At 60.3% G+C, this 21,645-nt stretch carries 18 protein-coding genes; 8 read left to right on the top strand and 10 right to left on the bottom strand.

The window, feature by feature from the left end; translation table 11 throughout:
* Positions 1 to 49: 49 nt before the first annotated feature.
* Genes NHU87_RS03900 through NHU87_RS03935 form a run of 8 tightly spaced genes read right to left on the bottom strand, consistent with a single transcriptional unit; the run spans position 50 to position 9,038 of the window.
* Positions 50 to 1,180: a glycosyltransferase family 4 protein gene (locus tag NHU87_RS03900; RefSeq protein ID WP_253545809.1), complete on the bottom strand. Its 1,131-nt coding sequence runs from the start codon at positions 1,178 to 1,180 to the stop codon at positions 50 to 52.
* Positions 1,181 to 2,311, bottom strand: a complete 1,131-nt coding sequence (locus NHU87_RS03905) for a glycosyltransferase family 4 protein (RefSeq protein ID WP_253545811.1) — start codon at positions 2,309 to 2,311, stop codon at positions 1,181 to 1,183.
* The gene (locus NHU87_RS03910) at positions 2,295 to 3,662 is read right to left on the bottom strand and encodes a glycosyltransferase family 4 protein (RefSeq protein ID WP_253545813.1); all 1,368 of its coding nucleotides are present in this window, start codon (positions 3,660 to 3,662) and stop codon (positions 2,295 to 2,297) included. Before NHU87_RS03910 ends, NHU87_RS03905 begins: the two co-directional genes overlap by 17 nt.
* The gene (locus NHU87_RS03915) at positions 3,659 to 4,912 is read right to left on the bottom strand and encodes an ABC transporter ATP-binding protein (protein ID WP_253545815.1); all 1,254 of its coding nucleotides are present in this window, start codon (positions 4,910 to 4,912) and stop codon (positions 3,659 to 3,661) included. The genes NHU87_RS03910 and NHU87_RS03915 overlap by 4 nt, the downstream gene beginning before the upstream one ends.
* Positions 4,912 to 5,709, bottom strand: coding sequence for an ABC transporter permease (locus NHU87_RS03920; protein WP_253545817.1), 798 nt, complete (start codon positions 5,707 to 5,709; stop codon positions 4,912 to 4,914). Before NHU87_RS03920 ends, NHU87_RS03915 begins: the two co-directional genes overlap by 1 nt.
* Positions 5,710 to 7,152, bottom strand: a complete 1,443-nt coding sequence (locus NHU87_RS03925; RefSeq protein WP_253545819.1) for a mannose-1-phosphate guanylyltransferase/mannose-6-phosphate isomerase — start codon at positions 7,150 to 7,152, stop codon at positions 5,710 to 5,712.
* A gap of 3 nt (positions 7,153 to 7,155) precedes the next feature.
* A complete protein-coding gene (gene gmd, locus NHU87_RS03930; protein ID WP_253545821.1) occupies positions 7,156 to 8,127 on the bottom strand; it encodes a GDP-mannose 4,6-dehydratase in 972 nt (323 codons plus the stop codon).
* Complete coding sequence (locus NHU87_RS03935) at positions 8,124 to 9,038, bottom strand: GDP-mannose 4,6-dehydratase (protein ID WP_253545822.1); 915 nt, start codon at positions 9,036 to 9,038, stop codon at positions 8,124 to 8,126. Before NHU87_RS03935 ends, gmd begins: the two co-directional genes overlap by 4 nt.
* A 428-nt stretch (positions 9,039 to 9,466) precedes the next feature.
* Here NHU87_RS03935 and NHU87_RS03940 point away from each other — a divergent pair, with 428 nt between their 5' ends.
* The 7 genes from NHU87_RS03940 (at position 9,467) to NHU87_RS03970 (ending at position 18,809) form a co-directional block, all read left to right on the top strand.
* The gene (locus NHU87_RS03940) at positions 9,467 to 11,032 is read left to right on the top strand and encodes a glycosyltransferase (protein ID WP_253545824.1); all 1,566 of its coding nucleotides are present in this window, start codon (positions 9,467 to 9,469) and stop codon (positions 11,030 to 11,032) included.
* Entirely contained in the window at positions 11,026 to 12,330 is a 1,305-nt protein-coding gene (locus NHU87_RS03945; protein ID WP_253545826.1) for a glycosyltransferase, read from the top strand. The genes NHU87_RS03940 and NHU87_RS03945 overlap by 7 nt, the downstream gene beginning before the upstream one ends.
* Entirely contained in the window at positions 12,327 to 13,220 is an 894-nt protein-coding gene (locus NHU87_RS03950; protein WP_253545828.1) for a class I SAM-dependent methyltransferase, read from the top strand. Before NHU87_RS03945 ends, NHU87_RS03950 begins: the two co-directional genes overlap by 4 nt.
* Complete coding sequence (locus NHU87_RS03955) at positions 13,217 to 14,371, top strand: acyltransferase family protein (protein ID WP_253545830.1); 1,155 nt, start codon at positions 13,217 to 13,219, stop codon at positions 14,369 to 14,371. The genes NHU87_RS03950 and NHU87_RS03955 overlap by 4 nt, the downstream gene beginning before the upstream one ends.
* Complete coding sequence (locus NHU87_RS03960) at positions 14,365 to 15,201, top strand: class I SAM-dependent methyltransferase (protein WP_253545832.1); 837 nt, start codon at positions 14,365 to 14,367, stop codon at positions 15,199 to 15,201. Before NHU87_RS03955 ends, NHU87_RS03960 begins: the two co-directional genes overlap by 7 nt.
* 289 nt (positions 15,202 to 15,490) lie before the next feature.
* The gene (locus NHU87_RS03965; RefSeq protein WP_253545834.1) at positions 15,491 to 16,687 is read left to right on the top strand and encodes a DUF3142 domain-containing protein; all 1,197 of its coding nucleotides are present in this window, start codon (positions 15,491 to 15,493) and stop codon (positions 16,685 to 16,687) included.
* Positions 16,674 to 18,809, top strand: a complete 2,136-nt coding sequence (locus NHU87_RS03970) for a hypothetical protein (protein WP_253545836.1) — start codon at positions 16,674 to 16,676, stop codon at positions 18,807 to 18,809. Before NHU87_RS03965 ends, NHU87_RS03970 begins: the two co-directional genes overlap by 14 nt.
* On the opposite strand, the gene NHU87_RS03975 is transcribed toward NHU87_RS03970, so the two are convergent.
* Positions 18,810 to 19,439 carry a LysE family translocator gene (locus NHU87_RS03975; RefSeq protein WP_253545838.1) on the bottom strand — a complete coding sequence of 210 codons (630 nt, stop codon included), beginning with the start codon at positions 19,437 to 19,439 and terminating at the stop codon, positions 18,810 to 18,812. It lies immediately after the preceding gene.
* 145 nt (positions 19,440 to 19,584) lie between these two features.
* Between NHU87_RS03975 and NHU87_RS03980 the strand changes: the two genes are divergently transcribed.
* A complete protein-coding gene (locus tag NHU87_RS03980) occupies positions 19,585 to 20,058 on the top strand; it encodes an Lrp/AsnC family transcriptional regulator (RefSeq protein WP_038980472.1) in 474 nt (157 codons plus the stop codon).
* A gap of 74 nt (positions 20,059 to 20,132) precedes the next feature.
* Here NHU87_RS03980 and lpdA read toward each other — a convergent pair whose 3' ends face one another.
* On the bottom strand, positions 20,133 to 21,533 hold the full coding sequence (gene lpdA / locus NHU87_RS03985) for a dihydrolipoyl dehydrogenase (RefSeq protein ID WP_253545839.1): 1,401 nt from the start codon (positions 21,531 to 21,533) through the stop codon (positions 20,133 to 20,135).
* Positions 21,534 to 21,645 lie beyond the last annotated feature (112 nt).

Consider the following 21,645-nt stretch of genomic DNA (forward strand, 5'->3'; position numbering starts at 1 on the left):
GATGTCGGCTGATACGTCGCCTTCGCGGGCAAGCCTCGCTCCTACGGATTCAGGCGTAGGACAGGGATTTTTCTTCCAGCAGTTCTTCGTACAACTCCGTCCACTTGCGACCCATTTCTTCCGCCGTGAACAACTGCCGATAACGGGCCTCAGCCTTCACGCCCATTTCGGCCGCAAGCATCGGGTTTTCCCACAGCGTGCGCATGGCTTCGCGGAACGCCTGTGGATGACTCGGCGGCACTACCAGCCCGGTTTCGTTGTGGATGTTGATGTAGCTGGTGCCGGTGCCGATTTCGCTGGAGATCATCGGTTTGCCGTACATCGCGCCTTCGAGCAAAGAGATGCCGAACGCTTCGGAGCGCAGGTGCGACGGAAATACAATTGCGTAACTCAGTTGCAGCAGCGCGACTTTGTCTTCGTCGCCAAGACGCCCGAGAAAGTGAATATTGCGCAAACCCAACGCCGCGGCCTGGGCGTGCAGTTCGGTTTCCAGCGGCCCGGCGCCAATGATTACCACTGGATAATCCACGTCTTTCAAGGCCTCGAGCAGAATGTGCAGGCCTTTGTAATAGCGCATCACCCCTACAAACAGGAAAAACTTATCCCCAAGCTTTTGCCGCCAATGGTCCATGCGGTCGTTATCGGCCTGTGGATAACCGGCCTTGTTCAGGCCATAGGGAATGACGCGAGTCTTGTCCCGAAACTGCTGCAGTACGTCACTGGTGTGCAGATAGTTGGGAGACGCGGCGACGATCCGGTCAGCGTTGGCGAGGAAGCGGTTCATCAGTGGCCGGTAAAGTTTGAGCAGGTGTTTCTGGCGAATGATGTCCGAGTGGTAGGTCACTACGCTGGGTTTGTTCATGGCGCTGAAGAAATGCACCAGGTCCATGAATGGCCACGGGAAGTGGTAATTGACCACGTCCGCCTCGGCGGCCATTTCGCGAAATTGCTTGAAGACGCTGTAAGAAAAACCTGTGGAAGCGAATTGAATATCGAGTTTGGCCCGATGAACTTCGTGCTGCCCGAGTTGCACCACCGGCGGTGTCGGATCGGCACTGAGGGTCAACACTTGGCTTTCAATGCCATGCTGGGCGCCGCTTTCGCACAACTGGAAGATCACTTGTTCGATCCCGCCGACCGAATCAGGCAGGTACGTCTTGAAAAAATGAAGAACTCGCATTCAACCTCCCATAGCCTGGCGGTAGGCGCGGGCGGTGATCTTCGCGCAACGCTCCCAGGAAAATAAGCTTGCCTGCTGCAATCCGGCGTTCGAGCATGCCTGCCAATGTGCGTGATCATCGATCAGTTGGCGCATGGCATCGCGCAGGCCGTCTGGATCGTCAGGTTCAATATAGTTGCCCGCAACGCCTGCGACTTCGGGCATGGCCGAACGTCGGGTCAGGATGACCGGCGTGCCGCTGGCCATGGCCTCCAGCACCGGTAGACCGAAGCCTTCATAGAGCGACGGGAAAATCAGCGCCCGGGCGCCCGCCAACAGCTGCGCGACCTGCTCGTCGGGCAGATAACCCAGTAAACACACATGACCATTGGCTAATGCCTGGCGCAGTTCATCGCTGAACTGTTCGCGCTGCCAGCCGGCCATGCCGACGATCAACAGCGGAAAGCGCTGACGCAATGCTTCCGGAAGTTGGGCGTGGGCGCGCAGGGCCAGGGTCAGGTTCTTGCGTGGTTCCAAAGTGCCGACGCAGAGAAAATAATCGCGCATCTCGACCCCGTGAGCCTTGAGCACCGCATCGATGGCCTCGGGTTCGCGGGGGTGGAAACGTGCCGCCACGCCCAGCGGGGCAACCACAAAACGCTCGGCCGGCAGTGCGAACCAGGCCTGAGCCTCGTCGGCAATGTACTGCGAATCGGTGAGAATAAGCTGCGCCCGTTGGACGCCATCGGCCAGGCGCCGCTCGATTTCTCGCAGGCGTGCCGGCGGTTGCGTCTCGGGATAGTGCAAGTGCGTCAGGTCATGCAGGGTGATGACCGTCGGGCCGTCGAACGATAACGGCCACAGACTGGGTTCGTGATAAAGGTCGATCGCTTTGGCGCGGCCTTGATCAAAGCGTTTCTGCGCCAGCCAGCGTCGAGCCTGATACGCCCCGGGTATTTGCCGCAGCAACGGCGTCAGTCGCGAGTAGCCGGGCATGGCGGCATCGGGTAGCGAAGAACTCCATCCCCAGCCATGGAACAGCGACAACTCGACGTCTGGCTCACCAGCCAGGGCATTCACCAGTTCGGCGACGTAATGGCCGATGCCGGTGCGCGGAGCCTGGAGAATTCGGGCGTTAAGGGCAATTCGCATGTTGCCTCTCTTGCACCACGGGTGTTTCCCCAAGGTTGCGCAGGGTTCGTTCGGCCAGTTGCGCACTGGCTTCACGCCAGCCGATCCATCGCCAGTCCGCCACATCGCGGGCGGCCGGGAATAGTTTGCTGCTCTCGAATCGAGTGACCAGATCGGCCAGGCTTTGTGGTTCGGCCAGGTCGAAGTACGCCATGAACTCGCCGCCTATTTCGCGGAAGACCGGGATGTCGCTGCCCATGGCCGGCAGGCCGCGCTGCATGGCTTCCACCAGCGGCAGGCCAAAGCCTTCGACGTAGGACGGAAACACCAGCGCACTGGCGTGGGAATAGGCGTGCTCCAGGCTGGTGTCGCTCAGGTCGTTAAACATGAACAGTCGCGTATTCAGCTGCGGGTGATTGCGCACTCGAGCGAGCAGGGCATCGCATTTCCAGCCAATGCGCCCGGCGATGCACAACCGGGCTTTCGAGCCTGCGGCCCAGGCGAGTTCAAAGGCATCGAGCAAGTAGTCGTGGTTCTTGCGTGGCTCGATGGTGCTGACCATCAGGAACACCGGTTCCGGGGTCTCGAACAGCCGTGTCAGGCGTGTTTCGATGGCGGCGGTTTCGTCGCGCAGGTCCAGCTCGGAGCCCAGGTGGAAATAGTCGAACCACAAGGTGTCGGCGATGGCAGGACCGACTCGACGATGCAATTCCTCGCGCACCTGATCGCGCACCGTGGCGGAAATCGCCACGTAGCCGTCGGCGGTTTTAGCGATCCAGTCGAACCATTCGTTGAAAATCTGCACCAGTCGCGTGTCGTAGAACTGCGGGTGGGTCAGGGGAATCAGGTCGTAGATCACCGAGACAATGCCCACGCCTTCGCGTTTGAGCTGTTCGGCCAACGGGAAAAAATCGGCGTGCCAGGACGAATCCAGCAACACCAATTGATCGCCCGGTTGATGCTGCAGCGGCGAGCAACGTTTGGGCAGGTGATATTGGTTGATCCGGTCGATCACACGCAACGGTACGCTGAAGCCCGCCAGTGCCGTAAGGCGGTAGGCTACATACAACGCACGCCGGGTCCATCGCGATGCGCAGCGCTTGTCGAGGCGCTGGTGCAGTTGCCAGCAACGATGGGCCAATCGCTCCAGGCGCCCACCGAACTCCATCAGCCCGTTGAAAAAAGGGATGCCCGAAGGGCTCAGTTTCAGAACCCGGTAGAGCTTGCCCTTAAGCATCACCACCGGGATGCACTCGACGCCGTCGACGCGTTCAGGCAACTGATTGATGACGTTGCGCACCACCCGTTGAATGCCCGAATTGACCTTGGGGTGCTGGAACACGTACGTGCATTCCACCAGCAGACGGGTCATGGCGTGTTCTCCGAAACAATCGATTCGGCTGTGCGAGTAATGGTGGTTTTTGCCCCCAGCCACGAGCAGCCAACGAAGTCTTCGTGTCGGTTGTTGATCACGTGGAACACCAGACCGTAATCGCGCCACTCGAAATTGCGGTCCAGGTGCGAGTCCAGCCGCGACAGGCTCAGGGCCACGGAGTAGTTGCCCTTGCCCAGGCCCATGACGAAGGCAAAGCGGTAAGTCACCCGCTCGCCGGCCTGCAGGTCAGTGAGGGCGAGGTCCTGGCGATGGGTATTGATGCCGTACATGGCCTGGCCCAGGCGATCCTTGATCATGAAACCCAGCACCAGGCGTTCGATGTCCTGGCGCACTTCGACTTGCACCTCAAGCACCACCGGCTGGCCGACTTCGGCGGCATCGATGGCGCGTTCGCGCTCATCGAGCATGCGCACGCTGAGGATCCCGGCTTCACCGGTGCCGGAAACGGTTTGCACTTGGCCGTCCGCGAGTATTTCCTGACGCACCGTCTGGCCTTCGCGCTCGGCGAGCAGGGCGTTGTAGTAATCCATGACGGCTTCGGGCTTGCCGTGCATGGCCATGCGGCCGTTTTCCAGGAGGATCGCCGAGTCGCAGATCGACTGGATCGCCGAGCGATCGTGGGACACGATCAGCAACGTGGTGCCGGCCTTGCGGAAGCTGCGGATGCGATCGAAGCTCTTGTGCTGAAAGTAGGCGTCGCCCACCGACAACGCTTCGTCGACGATAAGGATATCCGGGCGCCGCGCGGTGGCCACGCTGAACGCCAGGCGCATCTGCATGCCGCTGGAATAGGTGCGCACCGGGTGGTCGATGGCTTCGCCGATTTCCGCGAAGTGTTCGATTTGCGGCATCAGGGTTTCGATTTCTTCGACCTGCATGCCCAGCAATTGCCCGGCCATGACCGCGTTTTGCCGGCCGGTGAAATCGGGGTGAAAGCCCATGCCCAGTTCCAGCAGGGCGGCAACGCGGCCTTCGAGCTGGATCTGCCCACAGGTGGGTTGGGTGGTGCCGGTGATCATCTTCAGCAAGGTACTTTTGCCGGCACCGTTGACCCCGACGATGCCCACCGCTTCACCGGGAGCGATCTCGAATGCCACGCCTTGCAGCACCCAGTGCTGGCGATGGCGGATCGGTGCAAACGGGATCAGCCACTCGGCCAGTCGGCTCCAGCGTGTGGGGTATTGCTTGTAGGCCTTGCCCAGGCCGGTCACGCGTATGTGTCCCATCAGAGTTCATCCACCATTTCGCCGACCCGCTGACGAAACAGCCGCAGCCCGATCACGCAGAACAATAGACCGATCACGAAGACCGGCAGCAGGGAACTCCAGACCGGCCATTGGCCGTAGAGGAAAAGGTTCTGGTAACTGCCAATCAGGTTCGTCAGCGGGTTGAGTTGCAACAGCCGCTGGACCCACTCGGGCAGGATGCTCATCGGGTACACGATCGGCGTCAGCCAGAACCAGAATTGCAGGCAGATGCCGAAAAATTGCCCGACATCGCGAAAGAATACGTTCAGCACACCGAGGATCATTCCCAGCCCGGCGCAGAACATCACCTGCAGGGCCATCAGCGGCAGCAACGCGAGCAGGGCCATGCCCGGCAGGCGCCCGGTGATCAGCAGAAAGCCCAGGAACAGACCGATGATGATGGCGAAGTTGATGCCGGCATTGAACAGCACAATCACCGGCAGGCAGATTCTCGGGAAACTGATTTTCTTCAGCAGGTTGGCGTTTTCCAGAAACATGTTCTGGCTGCGCAGGGTGATTTCCGAGAAGAGGCCCCAGGTCAGCAACCCGGCGCAGAGGTAGATGCTGTAGGCCATGCCGTCGTCCACACCCGGCAAGCGTGCGCGCATGATGTGGGAAAAAATCACCGTGTAGACGACGATCATCGACAGCGGGTTGAGCACGGTCCACAAGGCACCGAACAGCGAATTGCGATAACGCGCTTGAAACTCTCGCTTGACGCTACCGAGGATGAAACCTCGATAGCCCCACAGCGAGCGATACAGGGAAAGCAGCATTCAAACCGTCCTGCCGTATTGGTCTTCGAAGCGAACGATATCGTCCTCCCCCAGATATTCGCCGCTTTGCACTTCGATGATCACCAGGTCGATCACGCCGGGGTTTTCCAGACGGTGCCTGTGCCCGGCGGCAATGAACGTCGACTCGTTCTTGGCCACCAGATGCGACCCGGAACCGTTGTTGGTGACTTTGGCCATGCCTTCGACCACCACCCAGTGTTCGTTGCGGTGGTGATGCATCTGCAACGACAACTTGGCCCCGGGCTTGACCACGATACGTTTGATTTTGAAGCGCGGACCTTCCTCGAGCACGGTGTAAGTGCCCCAAGGTCGGCTGACTGTGCGGTGCAGGCGATAGGCTTCGTGCTTTTCATCCTTGAGCTGCCGGGCCACCCGGCGCACATCCTGGGCGCGGTCGGCGTGGGCCACCAGCACCGCGTCGGCGGTGTCGATGATGATCAGGTTATCCACACCCACTGCGGCGACCAACCGGTCTTCGCTCTGGATGAAGTTGTTATGGCTGTCGATGAAGATCGCATCGCCGCTGGCGCGATTATTCTGCGCATCGGCCGGCACCAGTGCCGCCACGGCGCCCCAGGAACCGATGTCGCTCCAGTCGAAAGAGGCCGGCACCACGACCACTTTGTCGGAGCGCTCCATCAAGGCGTAGTCGATGGAGATGTCGGTGATTTCGGCGAAGTGCGTTGGCGACAGTTCCTGTTGTAGGCAACCACCGGTTTCCACCGGTGCACTGGCGGCCATGCAGACGCGGGCTTGTTCCAGCAGCGCGGGGGCGTGAAGGTGCAATTCAGCCAGCAGTGTGGCGATCGAGAAGCAGAACATCCCCGAATTCCACAGGAAATTACCGCTCTCCAGATAATGCGTGGCGGTTTGCAGGTCGGGTTTCTCGACGAAGCGCTGCACCTTGGCCGCGCCTTTGTCATCCAGCGGTGCACCGGTTTCGATGTAGCCGAAGCCGGTTTCCGGGGCTTTCGGTATTACGCCGAACGTCACCAGATGACCCGCTTTGGCCAGCGTCACGGCGTGCTCGACCGCGCTGTTCAAGGCGTCTTCGTTGAGAATCAGATGGTCGGCAGGCATCACCACCATGATCGCTTCGTCGCCGTGCAGGGCTTGTAGCGAAAGGGCGGCCGCCGCGATGGCCGGGGCTGTATTGCGGCCCGTCGGCTCGAGCAGAAAATGCCCGCGATGGCGCTCCAGGCGCGCGTCCTGATAGTGATCCTTGCTCTGGAAGTAGTAGTCGCGGTTGGTCACCGTGACGATATCGCCCCAGCCATCGAGCAAACCGGCCGCACGCCGATAGGTCTTGCCCAGCAGCGATTGACCGTCGGGCAGGGTCATGAACGGCTTGGGATGGCCTTCGCGGGACACCGGCCACAAACGGGTCCCGGCACCGCCGGAGAGAATCACAGGAATCAGCATGGCCTACTCCTTGGCAACGCGTTTCATGTCCGCATCCATCATCATGCGGATCAAAGTGTCCAGATCGGTTTTTGGCTTCCAGCCCAGTACGCGCTGGGCCTTGGCCGGGTTGCCAAGTAGCACCTCTACCTCGGCCGGGCGGAAAAACGCCGGGTCGATCTTCACGTAGTCGCGGTAGTTGAGGCCTATGTGATCGAAAGCGATGCGGCACATTTCGCGCACGGTGGTGGTCACGCCGGTGGCGACCACATAATCATCAGGCTTGTCTTGTTGCAGCATCAGCCACATGGCTTCGACGTAGTCGCCGGCAAATCCCCAATCGCGTTTCGCATCGATGTTGCCCAGGCGCAGCTCCTGCTGTTTGCCCTGCTTGATGCGAGCGGCGGCGTCGGTGACTTTACGGGTCACGAACTCGATGCCGCGCAGCGGTGATTCGTGGTTGAACAGGATGCCGCTGCTGGCGTGCAGGTTGAAGCTTTCGCGATAGTTCACCGTGATCCAGTGGCCATAGAGCTTGGCCACGCCGTAAGGGCTGCGCGGATAAAACGGTGTGTTTTCGTCTTGCTGCTCGGCCTGAATCAAGCCGAACATTTCGCTGGTGGACGCTTGATAGAAGCGGGTGTGCGGACTGAACTGGCGGATCGCTTCGAGCAGGTGAGTCACGCCCAGGCCGTCGACGATGCCGGTGGTCACCGGTTGATCCCAGGAGGCGGCGACAAAGCTTTGCGCCGCCAGGTTGTAAACCTCGTCCGGCGCCGATTTGATGACCGCGCGCTGCACCGAGCAGGCATCGGCCATATCGCCATCCAGATAGACAATATCGCCCTCGATCCCCGTCTCACGCAGTCGCCAACGTGAATCGCTGCTGCGCCGCGCCACCAGGCCGTAGACTTTATAACCTTTGTCGAGCAGCAACTTGGCCAGATAGGCGCCGTCCTGACCGGTGATCCCTGTGATCAATGCACTTTTTGTCATTCTTGTCGTACTCGCGTCTCCCAGTCGGACAGGATCGCCCGCAGGGATTGTTGTGTTGTGATTTCAGGCGTCCATCCTGTGGTCTGGGCAAGCTTGGCATGGCTGCCACAAACGCGACGCTGATCCGCGCGGCGAAGACGCGCCGGATCCTGAATCAGTTGCATACTGACCTGGGCGATGTCCCCCAGCTGTTCGATCAAACTGCGAATGCTCTGCTCGCGCCCCGAGCAAATGTTGTAGACCTGCCCCGGAGTGCCTTTTTCCAGCAATGCGAAGTAGGCCGACACCACGTCGCCCACATCGAGGAAATCGCGAGTGACATCGATGTCACCGACTTCCAGTTGCGGTGCTTGCAGGCCTTGCTTGATCCGGCTGATCTGCCGCGCAGCGCTGGCGATGACGAAGCTATCCTTCTGCCCGGTGCCGATGTGGTTGAACGGGCGCGCGACCAATACTGGCCAGCCCTCGCTCAGACCCCATTGCAGACTCAGGAACTCCGCCGACAGTTTGCTCACGGCATAAGGATTGCGCGGGCAGGGTGGCTGGAGTTCGGTGATGGGTAGATCGGTTTCGTTGACCTGACCATAGACGTCACCGGAGCTTACGTACAGGAACGTACCATTGAAGCCACGGGCCTTGAGGGCTTGAAGCAGGTTGAGGGTGCCGAGCAGGTTGATATTCAGCGTACGTGCCGGATCACGGAAGGCTTCGGGGACGAAGGTCTGGCCGGCCAGATGAATAACCGCATCGGGCATCTCCGGCCATAGGTCTTCAAGGCTTTGCGGGGATGCGAGATCGTACTGGGAGGGGACAGGCAGCAGCTCCCATTCCGAGGCATCGGCCTTCAGTCGGGATTGGATGTGTTGTCCCACGAATCCACTCAGACCCGTCACGAACAGATGCTTTTTCAAGCAGCGACCCCTTGATTCATAAAACCTCGTCCATTCCCCACAGGCTTGACGGAGATGTCTGACAGACCGGGTGGATTACGGGGTCGAAAGACAGGCGAAGTCGTTGTTGTAGTTATTTGGTAGCCAATCTGTGCCAATTGCGCAGCAATTTCAACAGGTCCTGCCGTGACTGGTCAGTTCTCGTTTTGCACGCCTATTTATTCTCGCCGAGCGGTTCACGAACCCTTAACGTATGTGTTTAGAATGCCCCTCGTCACGATCGCCCAAGGTTCGGCAGGGTTATTTTGAAACTCCGCGAAACTGACTACTAAAACAAGAACGTAGACGGACACGAAGACTATAGACGAGGGTGGTACACGCCGACTCGATCCGTGGCTTCGCCGTCATAGAGTGAGGTCGCCGGGATGGCGGCTTCATCGTGGGATGCCATGAATTTTATTCTTTACTCGGACGTCAACGACAGTTCCATCAGCCAGAGCCTCGGTCGCCCCGAATACAGTTATTACTTCGTGCTCAAGGCCTATCGCCCGGTGCTCGAAAGTCTTGGGCGGGTGCATGTGGTGTCCTCCACCACCGAGGTCGATCCTCTCTACAGGCAACTGCTTGCCGCCGGTGAAGACAGCCTGTTCCTGTCTTTCACCCCGCCGCAGAAAACCCCGAACGACCTTGAGTGCCCGACAATCTGCGTGGTGGCCTGGGAGTTCGATTCGATTCCCGATGAGCAGTGGGACAACGATCCCCAGCAGGACTGGACTCGCATGCTGGCGCGCCAGGGCCGGGTGATCACGCTTTCCAGCCATACCGCCCGGGCGATCCGTCGGGCCATGGGCGAAGACTTTCCGGTGTTGGTCTTGCCGACCCCGTTGTGGGAAAACTTCGCTGCCATCCGTAGTCGCCATACCAGCGTGCCGGTCAATGCTGGCTCGACCCTCGACATCAAGGGCTGCATCCTCGATACCCGCACGCTCGGGCTGTCCGCCGACTCGCTGATTCCACCGCCGCTGACCCCTGAGCAACAGGCGGAACTCGAGGCTTTGCGTCCGCCGCCGCTAACCCTGAAGCGGCGCTTCGTCATCGCCAGGCACTACTTGCGTTTGTGGGCGCTGGACTTGGGCAGGGCGCAACCGGTGCCGGTCCATCGCACTCATTTTCTGAGCCAGTGGTACTGGGAGGGGATTCGCGATCTGTTGTCTGACCCGGCTCACTCCAGGCTCGCAAAATACTTCCCGGCCATTGCCGGTCCACAGTCGCTGCCGGTCCACGTACCAGCACCCGTGGACCTTCCGGACACTACGGAGCAGGTTCAGACCCAGGTCGATGGCGTGGTCTATGTCACCGTGTTCAATCCCAGGGACGGGCGCAAGAATTGGCATCAACTGATCAGCGCATTCTGCTGGGCGTTCCGGGACACCGTGGACGCCACGCTGGTGCTGAAGATTACCCAGAGCGATCTGGCGTCCTATTACACCGAGCTGATGACCTTGCTGGCGCAACTGTCACCGTTCGCCTGTCGGGTGGTGGTGATGCACGGCTACCTGGACGATCCGCAATATGCACGGCTCTATGAGGCGGCGAGTTATTATGTCAATGCCTCGCGCTGCGAAGGCTTGTGTCTGCCGCTGATGGAGTTCATGGCCAGCGGCAAACCGGTGATCGCCCCGGATCACACAGCCATGGAGGATTACATCGATGAGCGCGTGGCGTTTGTGGTCAAGTCCAGCGAAGAGCTGACCATCTGGCCTCAGGACACCCGCATCATCTATCGGACCCTGCGTCATCGACCGGACTGGGGGTCGTTGAAAACGGCCTACGAAAACAGCTACCGCATCGCCAAGGAACAACCGCTGGAGTATCAGCAGATGTCTCACGCGGCGGTCGAGCGCATGCACGATTACTGCGCATTCGCTGCGGTGCAACAACGCTTGGCGGACTTTTTCGGGCTGGCGCCACACGGTGTGTCGGCAGCGACCGTCACGGATAACGCCTCATGCTGATCATCATTTATTCAGAAACCAACCAGCACACCATTGCGCAAAACCTGGGCCGTTCGGAGTACAGCTATTACTTCGTGCTCAAAGAGTATCGACCGGTGCTGGAGAGACTGGGGCGGGTAGTGGAGGTCAGCGATCCGCAGACCGAAGTCGACGCCCTGTACCTCGATTGTCTGTCACGTGGCGAAGACTGCGTGTTCCTGTCGTTCTCGCCGCCGCATCGCACGCCGGTGCATTTTGCCTGCCCGACCCTGGCAGTGTTTGCGTGGGAATTCAGCACCATTCCCAATGAGCCGTTCGCCGGTGAACCGCGTAATGACTGGCGCACGGTATTGCGCGCGAGCGGTGCGGCAATCACCCATTCCAGCTACACCGTCAATGCCGTGCGCGAAGCCATGGGCGCCGACTATCCGATTGTCGCGGTACCGGCACCAGTGTGGGATCGCTTTGCCGCACGCGGTGCGCAATTGCAGCGTCAGCCATTGGCCCGCCAGGTGCGCTTGAAAATCAAAGGCTTGCTCGCGGACAGTCGTCAACTTGATCTTCGGGCCTTCGGTCCTGCGCATTTGCGTGGCGGCAAGGGCATCGACTTTCAGGCGCCCGCTGGTGAACAGGAGTTGGTGCTCGACGGTGTGATCTACACCTCGGTGTTCAACCCCGGTGACGGGCGCAAGAATTGGGAAGACATGCTCAGTGCCTTTTGCGTGACTTTCCGCGAGGTAGAAGACGCCACGCTAGTGCTCAAGCTGACGCATCACAATGCCGAAGAAGCGCTGACCGATATCCTTCACCACTTGTACAAAAACCAGTCCTACCGCTGCCGTATCGTGTTGATTTACGGCTACCTCGCGGATGCGGACTACGAACGTCTGGTGCAGGCCACGAGTTACGTGGTGAATACGTCCTACGGCGAAGGCCAGTGCCTGCCCCTGATGGAATTCATGTCATGCGGCAAGCCGGCAGTGGCGCCGCGCACCACGGCGATGATCGATTATCTGGATGCGGACAATGCTTTCCTCATCGACTCCACGGATGAGCTGACGGCCTGGCCCCACGACCCGCGCAAGGCGTTTCGCACCCTGCGTTACATCACCAACTGGGCCTCGTTATGCACGGCCTATCGGGCCAGCTATGACGTGGCCCAAAACGACCCGCAACGCTACGCAGGAATGTCCGCCCACGCGGTGACCAGCCTGCAAAACTTCTGCAGCCAGGCAACCGCTGAACAGCGTCTGAAAGAATTCCTTGCACGGCTATTCGAAACCCGCGCTGCGTCAGCCGTGGAAACCCCTCAGGGATGATCCGCGCATTGATGAGGCGGCTGCGTCCAGTGGCGGAACCCAAACCTGTGCCTGCACCGGTTGCGCAAGCCAGCGTGTCACCGCGCGATGTCGGCTTGCACGACGCCATGCTCGATGGCTGGTTTTCGGGCGACAGCGGCGAATTGCTCAAGGGCTTTGCAATTACCGCGGACGACACCTTGCTGGATGTCGGTTGCGGTGAGGGTGTTGCGACGCTGTTTGCGGTGCGTCAGGGTGCCTCAGTGATTTTCACTGACAGTGAACACGACAAGGTCCGAGACCTGGCCCGGCAGGTGGACGCGCAGACGGACAAGCCAAGCCTGGGGCTGGTCAGCAATAGCCTGCCGTTGCCGCTGGCCGATGGCTGCGCGAGCAAAGTTGTGTGCATGGAAGTGCTCGAACACATCGATCAGCCCGAGCTGTTCATGGCCGAGTTGGTGCGCATGGGCCGTCCGGGTGCGCAGTATCTGCTGAGCGTGCCGGCGCCGGTGGGCGAGCATTTGCAACAGGGCATCGCCCCGGCCAGTTATTTCCAGTCGCCCAATCACGTACAGATTTTTACCCCGGAACGCTTCGCCGCGCTGGTGGAGGACGCCGGTCTGGTGATCGAGCATCGCCAGGCCAGCGGGTTTTTCTGGGTGATGGGCATGATTTTCTTCTGGGCCAGCGAGCGCGCGGCCGGGCGCGATCTGGGCGGCGCGGTGCGTGACCGGATTCAGGCGCCGTACCCGCCGCTGATGGAGAGTTGGGCGAAAACCTGGCAAGACCTGCTGGCGCAACCCAATGGGCTGGCGATCAAGCAAATGCTCGATCAGTTCATGCCCAAGAGCCAGGTGATCATTGCGCGCAAACCAATGACCAGCGGCTCAAAGGCCGGGACTGCGCAATGAGTAGTCGACGGATTCTCGACATCGAGTTGTTGCGCGGGATCGCTGTGCTTGGCGTGCTGGTGCATCACCTGCAAACCATGCCATTTCCGGGTGGGCTGCCGGGTTTCGAATCGGGCACGGCCCACGGGCAATTCTGGTGGGGTGTGGACCTGTTTTTTGTCATCTCCGGGTTTGTCATCGCCCGAGGCTTGATTCCGCTGCTGCGTGGTTGCCAGACACCGCAAGCCTTCTGGCAGGAAACCCGCGATTTCTGGATTCGCCGGGCCTTTCGTCTATTGCCCTCCGCGTGGTTATGGCTGCTGCTGATGTTGTCGGGCGCACTGTTTTTCAATCATTCAGGCGCCTTTGGCACGGTGCAGGCCAATCTGCAGGCGACGCTGGCGGGCTTTCTGCAGTTTGCCAATTTCCGCTTTGCCGAAAGCTTCATGCGCTTCGAATACGGTGCCAGCTTCGTTTACTGGAGCCTGTCCCTTGAAGAGCAGTTCTACCTGTTGCTGCCGTTACTGATCCTCGTCTGCCGCAAGCGGTTGGTGTGGGTGTTGCTGGCCTTGGTTGCCGTGCAGCTGTTCACTTGGCGTTCAGCGCTGTTGATGAGTATCAGGACCGACGCACTGGCACTGGGCGTGTTGCTGGCGATGTGGAGCTCGAGGCCGAGCTTTCTGGCCTGGGAGCCGCGATTGTTGTGCCGTCGTTGGTCAGGCCCGTTGATACTGATCAGCCTGGGGGCTGCATTGAGTGTCCTGGCGAGCGCCCCGTTCAATCTGGCGAACTATCGGATCGGGGCGATTGGGATGTTGTGTGCGGTGCTGGTCTGGATCGCTTCCTACAATCGCGATTATCTGCTGCCCAAAGGCAAGCTCAAGCAAACACTGGTTTGGCTGGGCGCCCGCTCTTACGGGATTTACCTGATACACATCCCTGCGTTTTTTGTCATACGCGAAGGCTGGTTTCGTTTCGCGCCTGCCGGTTCGCAGGACGTGGCGATGCAGCCGGCACTGGCGCTGTTTTGCGCCATGACCCTGATCGTGCTGCTGAGCGAACTCAACTACCGATTCATCGAGCTGCCCATGCGCAACCGGGGTGCCCATCTGGTGCAACGCTTGCGTATGTCCCGATCAGCCCTTCCATCCTCTGGAGCCACCTCATGCTGAGCCTTTTGAAGAAACTCACGACGGGCACGTCCGTTGCCGCGAAGCCGCTGACGCCGGCACCCTCGGTTGCCGACAAAGTCGACCCGTACATGCTCGGCCTGCACGATGCGATGCTCAGCGGCTGGTTCAATCAGCAAACCGGCGAGCTGTTCACCGGGTTCCCGGTCAGCCCTGAGGACACGCTGCTGGACGTGGGCTGCGGTGACGGTGGCAACGTGCATTTCTGCGGCATGCGCGGGGCGAAGATCATCATTGCCGACATTGACGCCGCCAAGGTCGAAGCGACTCGTCAGCGCCTGAGCGACACGCCGGCGCGGGGCGTCGAGTGCCACGTCACGGACTGTAATCCGCTGCCGATTGCCGATGCGACCGCGACCCGGGTGGTGTCCACTGAAGTTATCGAACACGTCGACGATCCGGCGCAATTTCTAGCCGAACTGGTGCGGGTCGGCAAGCCTGGGGCGCTGTATTTGCTCAGCGTTCCGCACCCGAGTTCCGAAGACCTGCAAAAAGACATCGCCGCGCCGGAGTATTTCCAGAAGCCCAACCACATTCGTATCATCAGCGAAGAGCAGTTCAAGGCAATGGTCAGCGACGCCGGCCTGGAAGTCATCAGCCATAGCCAGTACGGATTCTATTGGTCGATGTGGATGCTGTTGTTCTGGGAAGCCAAGGTCGATTTCAGCAACGCCGACCACCCGTTGCTCAACCATTGGGCCGACACCTGGCAGGCCGTTCTGTCCTCGCCACGGGGTGCGCAGATCAAACAGGCGCTGGATGCAGTGGTGGCGAAAAGTCAGGTGATCATTGCCCGCAAGCCGATTATGTAGGAGCCAGCGGTGCGGCGATCCGACTTACCGGCGAAGGCGTCCTTAAGTGCGCTTTCGCCGGCAAGCCTCAATGCCGGTCAGTTAAGCGAAATTTCTGTAGGAGCGAGGCTTGCCCGCGAAGAATGCACCGCGGTTTTTCAGGTATTACGCGTCATCGTTCTTCGCGGGCAAGCCTCGCTCCTACAGATTTCGCCTTAACTGACAGGCATTACGGCAAGCCTGGCTCCTACGCAAAGCAGTTCACTCTGCATTACCCTGTAGCCCTGTGTTTTTAGGGATCAGGGATGTCATGTCGTTCTTCATTCGCCTCTCGGCCTTGCTCGCCGCATTGCTGCTGCTCAACGGTTGCGAGCGACCGGACGCACCGCCGCTCGATCAGCAACTCTATGTCTGGCAACGCCAATGGACATCGGCCCATGACGCCGCGCTACGCGACAGCCGCGCCGATTTCTCGACCTTGCGCGTGCTGGCCTTGCAGGCATTTGCGCAGGCCGGCTGGAGCCGGGCGCGAATCGATTCGGCGCTGCTCAAGCGTGATGGCCGGCCGCTGATTGCAGTGATTCGTCTGGATGGCCAGCTCCCGGGGCTGGATCAGGACGAGGTCACGGCGCACATCCAGCAGGTGCTCAGCGATTGGCAAGGGCAGGGGCTGATTCTCTCCGGCGTGGAAATCGACCACGATGCGGGCAACGCCCGGCTACCGGCCTACCGCGAATTCCTCACGCATTTACGTGCTGTTCTGCCGGCGTCCTTGCCACTGAGCATCACCGCGTTGCCGGCTTGGCTCGACAGCCCCGAATTGCCGGCGCTGCTGACGGCGGTCGACAGCAGCGTATTGCAGGTGCACGCGGTGAGCGATCCACGGCGTGGGCTGTTCGACGCGGATCAGGCCCGGCAATGGGCCAAGGCCTGGAGTCGCATTACCCCGAAACCGTTTTATCTGGCGCTGCCGGCTTATGGCGTGGCGCTGTTGCCGGGGGGCGATGGCGCGCCGGTCGTGGAAAGCGAAGTGTCTATCGACCGGGGGGGCGATCGTCGGGAATTACTGGCGGATCCGCTGCAACTGAGCAAACTCGGCGCCGAGTTACGCGCTGATCCTCCGGCTCATCTGGCCGGGCTGATCTGGTTTCGCCTGCCGCTGGCCAATGATCGCAGGGCCTGGAGCCTGACGACGCTAATCGCTGTGGCGCGTGGCGATACGCTCGATAGCCTCGTGGGGCTGAAGCTCTCGGCGCAGGACGGCCTCTACGACATCAGCGTCAACAATCAAGGCAACCTCGACAGCGCCTGGCCCGAACGCCTGACCTTGGCGGTGCGGGGCTGCGACGGCGCCGATGCATTGGCCGGTTATGCATTGCAACAGCACCCGGATCTGCTTACCTTCACCCGCCTGCGCGAGGGTCGAATCCCCGCCGGCGGGCAGCGCGCCATCGGTTGGGCACGCTGCGCACATATTGATCAAGGAGGTTCGAATGTTCACCCGTAACTGGCCCCGCCATGTGCTTTGCCTGAGCCTCAGCCTGCCGTTGGGTTCGGCGCTGGCCTGCGGGCCGGACTTCCCCATGCGCCTGCTGGACAACCGTGGCCAATCGCTGGCGGAACTGCCGGAAGGCAACTTCAACGTCGAGATCAACCGCCTCGGGCATGCCATCGCGGGACTGAAAAATGTCACCGCAGCCACCAACATTCCGGGCGACGGTTACGGCGATGCGCCCGATTACGCAGGTCAGCGCAACACCGCCGAACAGGCCGGTCTGACGCCTGAGCAGCAAGCGCTGGTGCAACAGCTGCGCAGCCTGACCGATGCCCATCAGGTTGAAGAGCAAGGCGCAAGCCTGCCGGCCGAGCACAGGTTCTATTTGGCGGGCGCTGTGGCGTTCAACGCCGGTGACCATGGCTTGGCCGCCGAGTACTTTCAGAAGGTGCTGGCGTTGCCGGCGGATCAACGTGCGTTGCGCAGTACCTGGGCGGCTTACTCGTTGGGACGGGCACTGTTTGCCATGAGTTCAGAGGCGGGTGCCGGTCCTGACCTGTTGGCTCAATCCCGAAAGGCTTTCGAGCAGACGCGCCAATTGAGCATCGATGGCTACAGCGACCCGCTGGAGCTGGGTGTTGCCAGCCTCGGCGAAGAAGCGCGAGTGGCCCGCACCGCTGGCGATTGGGACAGCGCTATCGAACTCTACGCCACGCAGAACCTCCACGGTTCAGCGGTGGGCTACAGCTCGTTGAAGTTGTTGATGGCTGATCTGATGACAATGCCCGACGATCAACTGGCCGTATTGCTCAAAGGCAAAGCGGTGCAGCAATTGGTGACGGCGTCATTGATCAGTCGATTGGGCTGGTCATTCGGTGATCAACCGCCGAACGAACAGAAACTGATCAAGCTGCTGCAAAACAGCACTCGCGGCAGCCTGGATAACGCGGATCGTCTGGCGGCGATGAATTATCAGCAGGGCGATTACGCCAGTGCCAAAGCCTTCCTCGAACACGCCGGTGACGGTGGTCTCGCGTGGTGGCTGCGGGCGAAACTGGCGTTGCGTGATGGCGACAAAATCGCTGCCGCCGCGGCGTATGCCAAGGCAGCCCAGGCCTTCCCGCAAAATGAGTCCTGGGGCGAACGTCGGACTCCGGACTGGGACTACGAAACAGTGCAGCCCAAGTGCCGGGTCGACGGCGAAAGCGCGATTCTGGCCCTGCAACGCGGCGATTATCTGCAAGCCTTTGATCAGCTCTATCGCAGCCAAAGCATTTACTGGTACGACGCGGCCACCATTGCCGAGCGGGTGCTGACCCTCGATGAACTCAAGCAGTACGTCGACACTCAGGTGCCTGCGCCGCCGGCTCTCAGCCAACAGGATCGCGACAATTATGTGCCGTTGCCGGTAGCCGCGAACCTGCGCAATTTGCTCGGGCGGCGCCTGCTGCGTGAAGAACGTTACGACGAAGCGCCGGCTTACTTCGATAATATCGATCTGCAAAACAAGGCTAAGGCGTATGGGCAGTTACGTCAGGAGGCGGACGCGGCTTGGTGGCCGACCAAACGTGCCGCGGCGTTGTTCAATGCCGCTGAGATGGCACGCCGATGGGGAATGGAGCTTCTCGGCTACGAAATGGCGCCGGATTACGTCACGTTCGGCGGTAATTACAGCCTTGAGAGCCATGAGCTAAAGGTCGGCCCGTTAGTGGCTGAAGATGAAGTCCTGCGTCAGCAAGCCAGCGCCGCTCAACCCGATGAGCGCTATCACTATCGTTATGTCGCAACGGCTTTGGCCAGTCGTGCTGCCGATAATCTGCCTCATACCAGCCATGCTTTTGCGGCGGTGTTGTGTGCGGCGGCGGGGTGGAACACCAGCCTTGAAGAAGAAAGTGCCTTCTATCAACGCTATGTAAAAGAAGGGCCATACGTGGATTGGGCGGTGAACTTCGGTCATCAATGCCCTTATCCGGACTTTCAGAATGCCGACAAACGTTACGTTACCCAGGTGTTGAGTCCGGTCCGCTCGGTATTGCGACCCTACAAGAAATCGCTGCAAGTGGGCGGTGTGGTGGTGTTTACAGCGCTGGCGCTGGTGCTGATCAACCGCCGGCAGCGCCAGGCACGACAGTAATTACGCCTGCTGCACAAAGGTCAGCCGCACCGCGAAGCCGATCAGCAGGCTGCCGAACAACCACTGCTGCACCCGCTGGGCCGATGGACTGCGTTGCAGCCAGCGGCCCAGTGCGGCGCCGACCAGCGCGTAGGCGCTGTCGAACAACAACCCGACACCGACCAGCATCACGCCCAGCGTCGCAAATTGCATGAGCACCGGCCCGGCATGCGGATCAATGAACTGCGGCAGCAGCACCGAGCAGAACAGCAGCGCCTTGGGGTTGAGCAGGTTGGTCAGCAAACCGCGCTGGATCGCCTCGCGCCAATGCGGTTTTTCAGTCGTGGCGCCTGCATCGTTCAAGCTCGGCAGCATCGTGGTGCGCAGGCAGTGAATGCCGATCCACAGCAGGTACGCCGCCCCTATCAGGCGTACCACGTCAAAGGTCCAGGGCGCCGTCTTGAACAGCGCCGCCAAACCCAACGCCGCCAAGGCCACATGACAACCACGCGCCACACCCAGCCCCAACGCCGTGGCCAGCGCGGCGCCTTTGCCCTGACGCGCGCCGGTCTGCAATAGCAGAATCATGTCCGGGCCGGGCAACAGGTACACCACCGTAAGAGCCATGAAAAACAGCCAGAGTCCTGCCATGTTGCAACCCATTCGTTGTCGATTTGGTGAGGTCAGTCTACGGCTGAGGTGCAGGGCAGGTGGTTGCGTAGTCAGCTTCTAAAGACTCGATATTTGGCATAACCTGCCATTTTGTGATGAACGAACCATCGGGATCTGCCAAACCATGAAACTGGACGCCTACGACCGCAAGATTCTCGCCGCGCTGCAACGGGACGGTCGCCTGAGCAACGTGCAATTGGCGGACGAGATTGGCCTGTCTGCCTCGCCCTGTTTGCGTCGGGTACGGATGCTGGAAGAGGCGGGAGTGATTCGCGGCTATCAGGCTAATCTGGATCGAGATGAAGTGGGCCTTGGGCTGACGGTGTTTGTCGGGGTCAAGGTTGAACGACACAACGATGAACAGGCCGAAGCGTTTCGCCTGGCCGTGACGGCATTGCCTGAGGTGATTTCGGCGTTCCTGGTGTCAGGAGAATCGGATTTTCTGCTGCAAGTGGTGGTGCCGGATTTGCGCGCCTATGACCGTTTTCTCACCGGGCGACTGCTGAAGTTGCCGGGCGTGAGCGACATCCGCAGCAACTTTGCGATTCATACGGTGAAGACGCCGGGGGCGCTGCCGTTGGAGCATTTGCCGCTTTAGACCGAGTTAGGATCGTTCCCATGCTCTGCGTGGGAACGATCAAGCGATAGACCAGCTGCCGCCAATCTCCGGCCCTACATCTGCGTCGCCATCCCCTCCACATCCATTGCCGCCTGGCGCAAGGCCTCGGAGCGGGTCGGGTGTGGATGACAGGTCAGGGCGATGTCTTCGGCCGAGGCGCTGAACTCCATGGCCACGCAATATTCGCCAATCATTTCACTGACGCTCGGGCCCACAAGGTGCACGCCGAGGACTTCGTCGGTGCGCTCATCGGCCAATACTTTGGCGAAGCCTTCGGTTTCGTGATTGATCTTCGCCCGGCTGTTGGCGGTGAAGGGAAATTTGCCGACCTTATAGGTGCGCCCTTCGGCCTTCAGCTGTTCTTCGGTCTTGCCGACGCTGGCCAGCTCCGGTTTGGTGTAGATCACGCTGGGGATCAGGTCGTAATTGACCTCGCCGGCCTTGCCAACGATTTGCTCGATGCACGCCATGGCTTCGTCTTCGGCCTTGTGAGCGAGCATCGGCCCTGACGTCACATCACCGATCACCCAGACGCCAGCGGCCTCGGTGCGGTGGCCCTTATTGGCGAGCATGCCGCGTTTGTCCGTGGCGAGACCGACGTTTTCCAGCCCCAGGCCTTGGGTATAAGGGCGTCGACCAATGGCCACCAACACGTAATCGGCTTCAAGTAACTCGGCGGTGCCACCCGCGGCTGGTTCGACGCTGAGCTGAACACCGCTCGCCGACGTCGTGGCGCTGGTGACTTTCGAACTCAACTTGAAGCTGATGCCTTGCTTGCTCAATGAGCGCTGAAGGGTTTTGCCCGCCTCGCCATCCACACCGGGGCAGATCCGATCGAGAAATTCGACCACCGTCACCTGAGCACCCAGGCGCCGCCATACCGAGCCCAGCTCCAGGCCGATCACCCCGGCACCGATCACCACCAGGTGCTTCGGTACTTCGTTCAGCGACAGGGCGCCCGTGGAGTCGAGAATGCGTTTGTTATCGATGTCCACGCCGGGCAGGGGAGTGGGTTCGGAACCGGTGGCGATAACGATGTCCTTGGCGCTCAGCTCGGTCTTGACGCCCTGGCTGTCGGTCACCGTGACTTTGCCCGGTCCGTCGATGTGGCCCCAGCCCCTGATCCAGTCGACTTTGTTTTTGCGAAACAGAAACTCGATGCCTTTGGTCAGCCCGGTAACGCTTTCATCCTTCTGTTTCATCATTTGAGCAAGGTTGAGGACGGGTTTGACCTCAATCCCCAGGTTGGCGAATTCCGCCCCCATGGCCGCGTCGTAAAGTTCGGAGGCATGCAGCAGCGCTTTGGACGGCATGCAGCCGACATTCAGACAGGTCCCGCCCAGAGTGGCGCGGCCTTCCACGCACGCCGCTTTCAGACCCAGCTGGCCGGCGCGGATCGCTGCGTTATAACCGCCGGGGCCTGCGCCCAGAATCACGACGTCATAGGTGCTCATAGTGTTACTCCTGGTGAAAGGGACGGGATCGATAAAAGAAGCCTTCGATAAAAATTACGAGCGTAATATGTGCGTTTCGCGCCATTTCGGTCAAGGCTTCAGCGTGGCGACA

Origin of the sequence: Pseudomonas mandelii, from assembly GCF_024138395.1 — a bacterium.
GTDB classification, from domain to species: Bacteria; Pseudomonadota; Gammaproteobacteria; order Pseudomonadales; family Pseudomonadaceae; genus Aquipseudomonas; species Aquipseudomonas mandelii_E.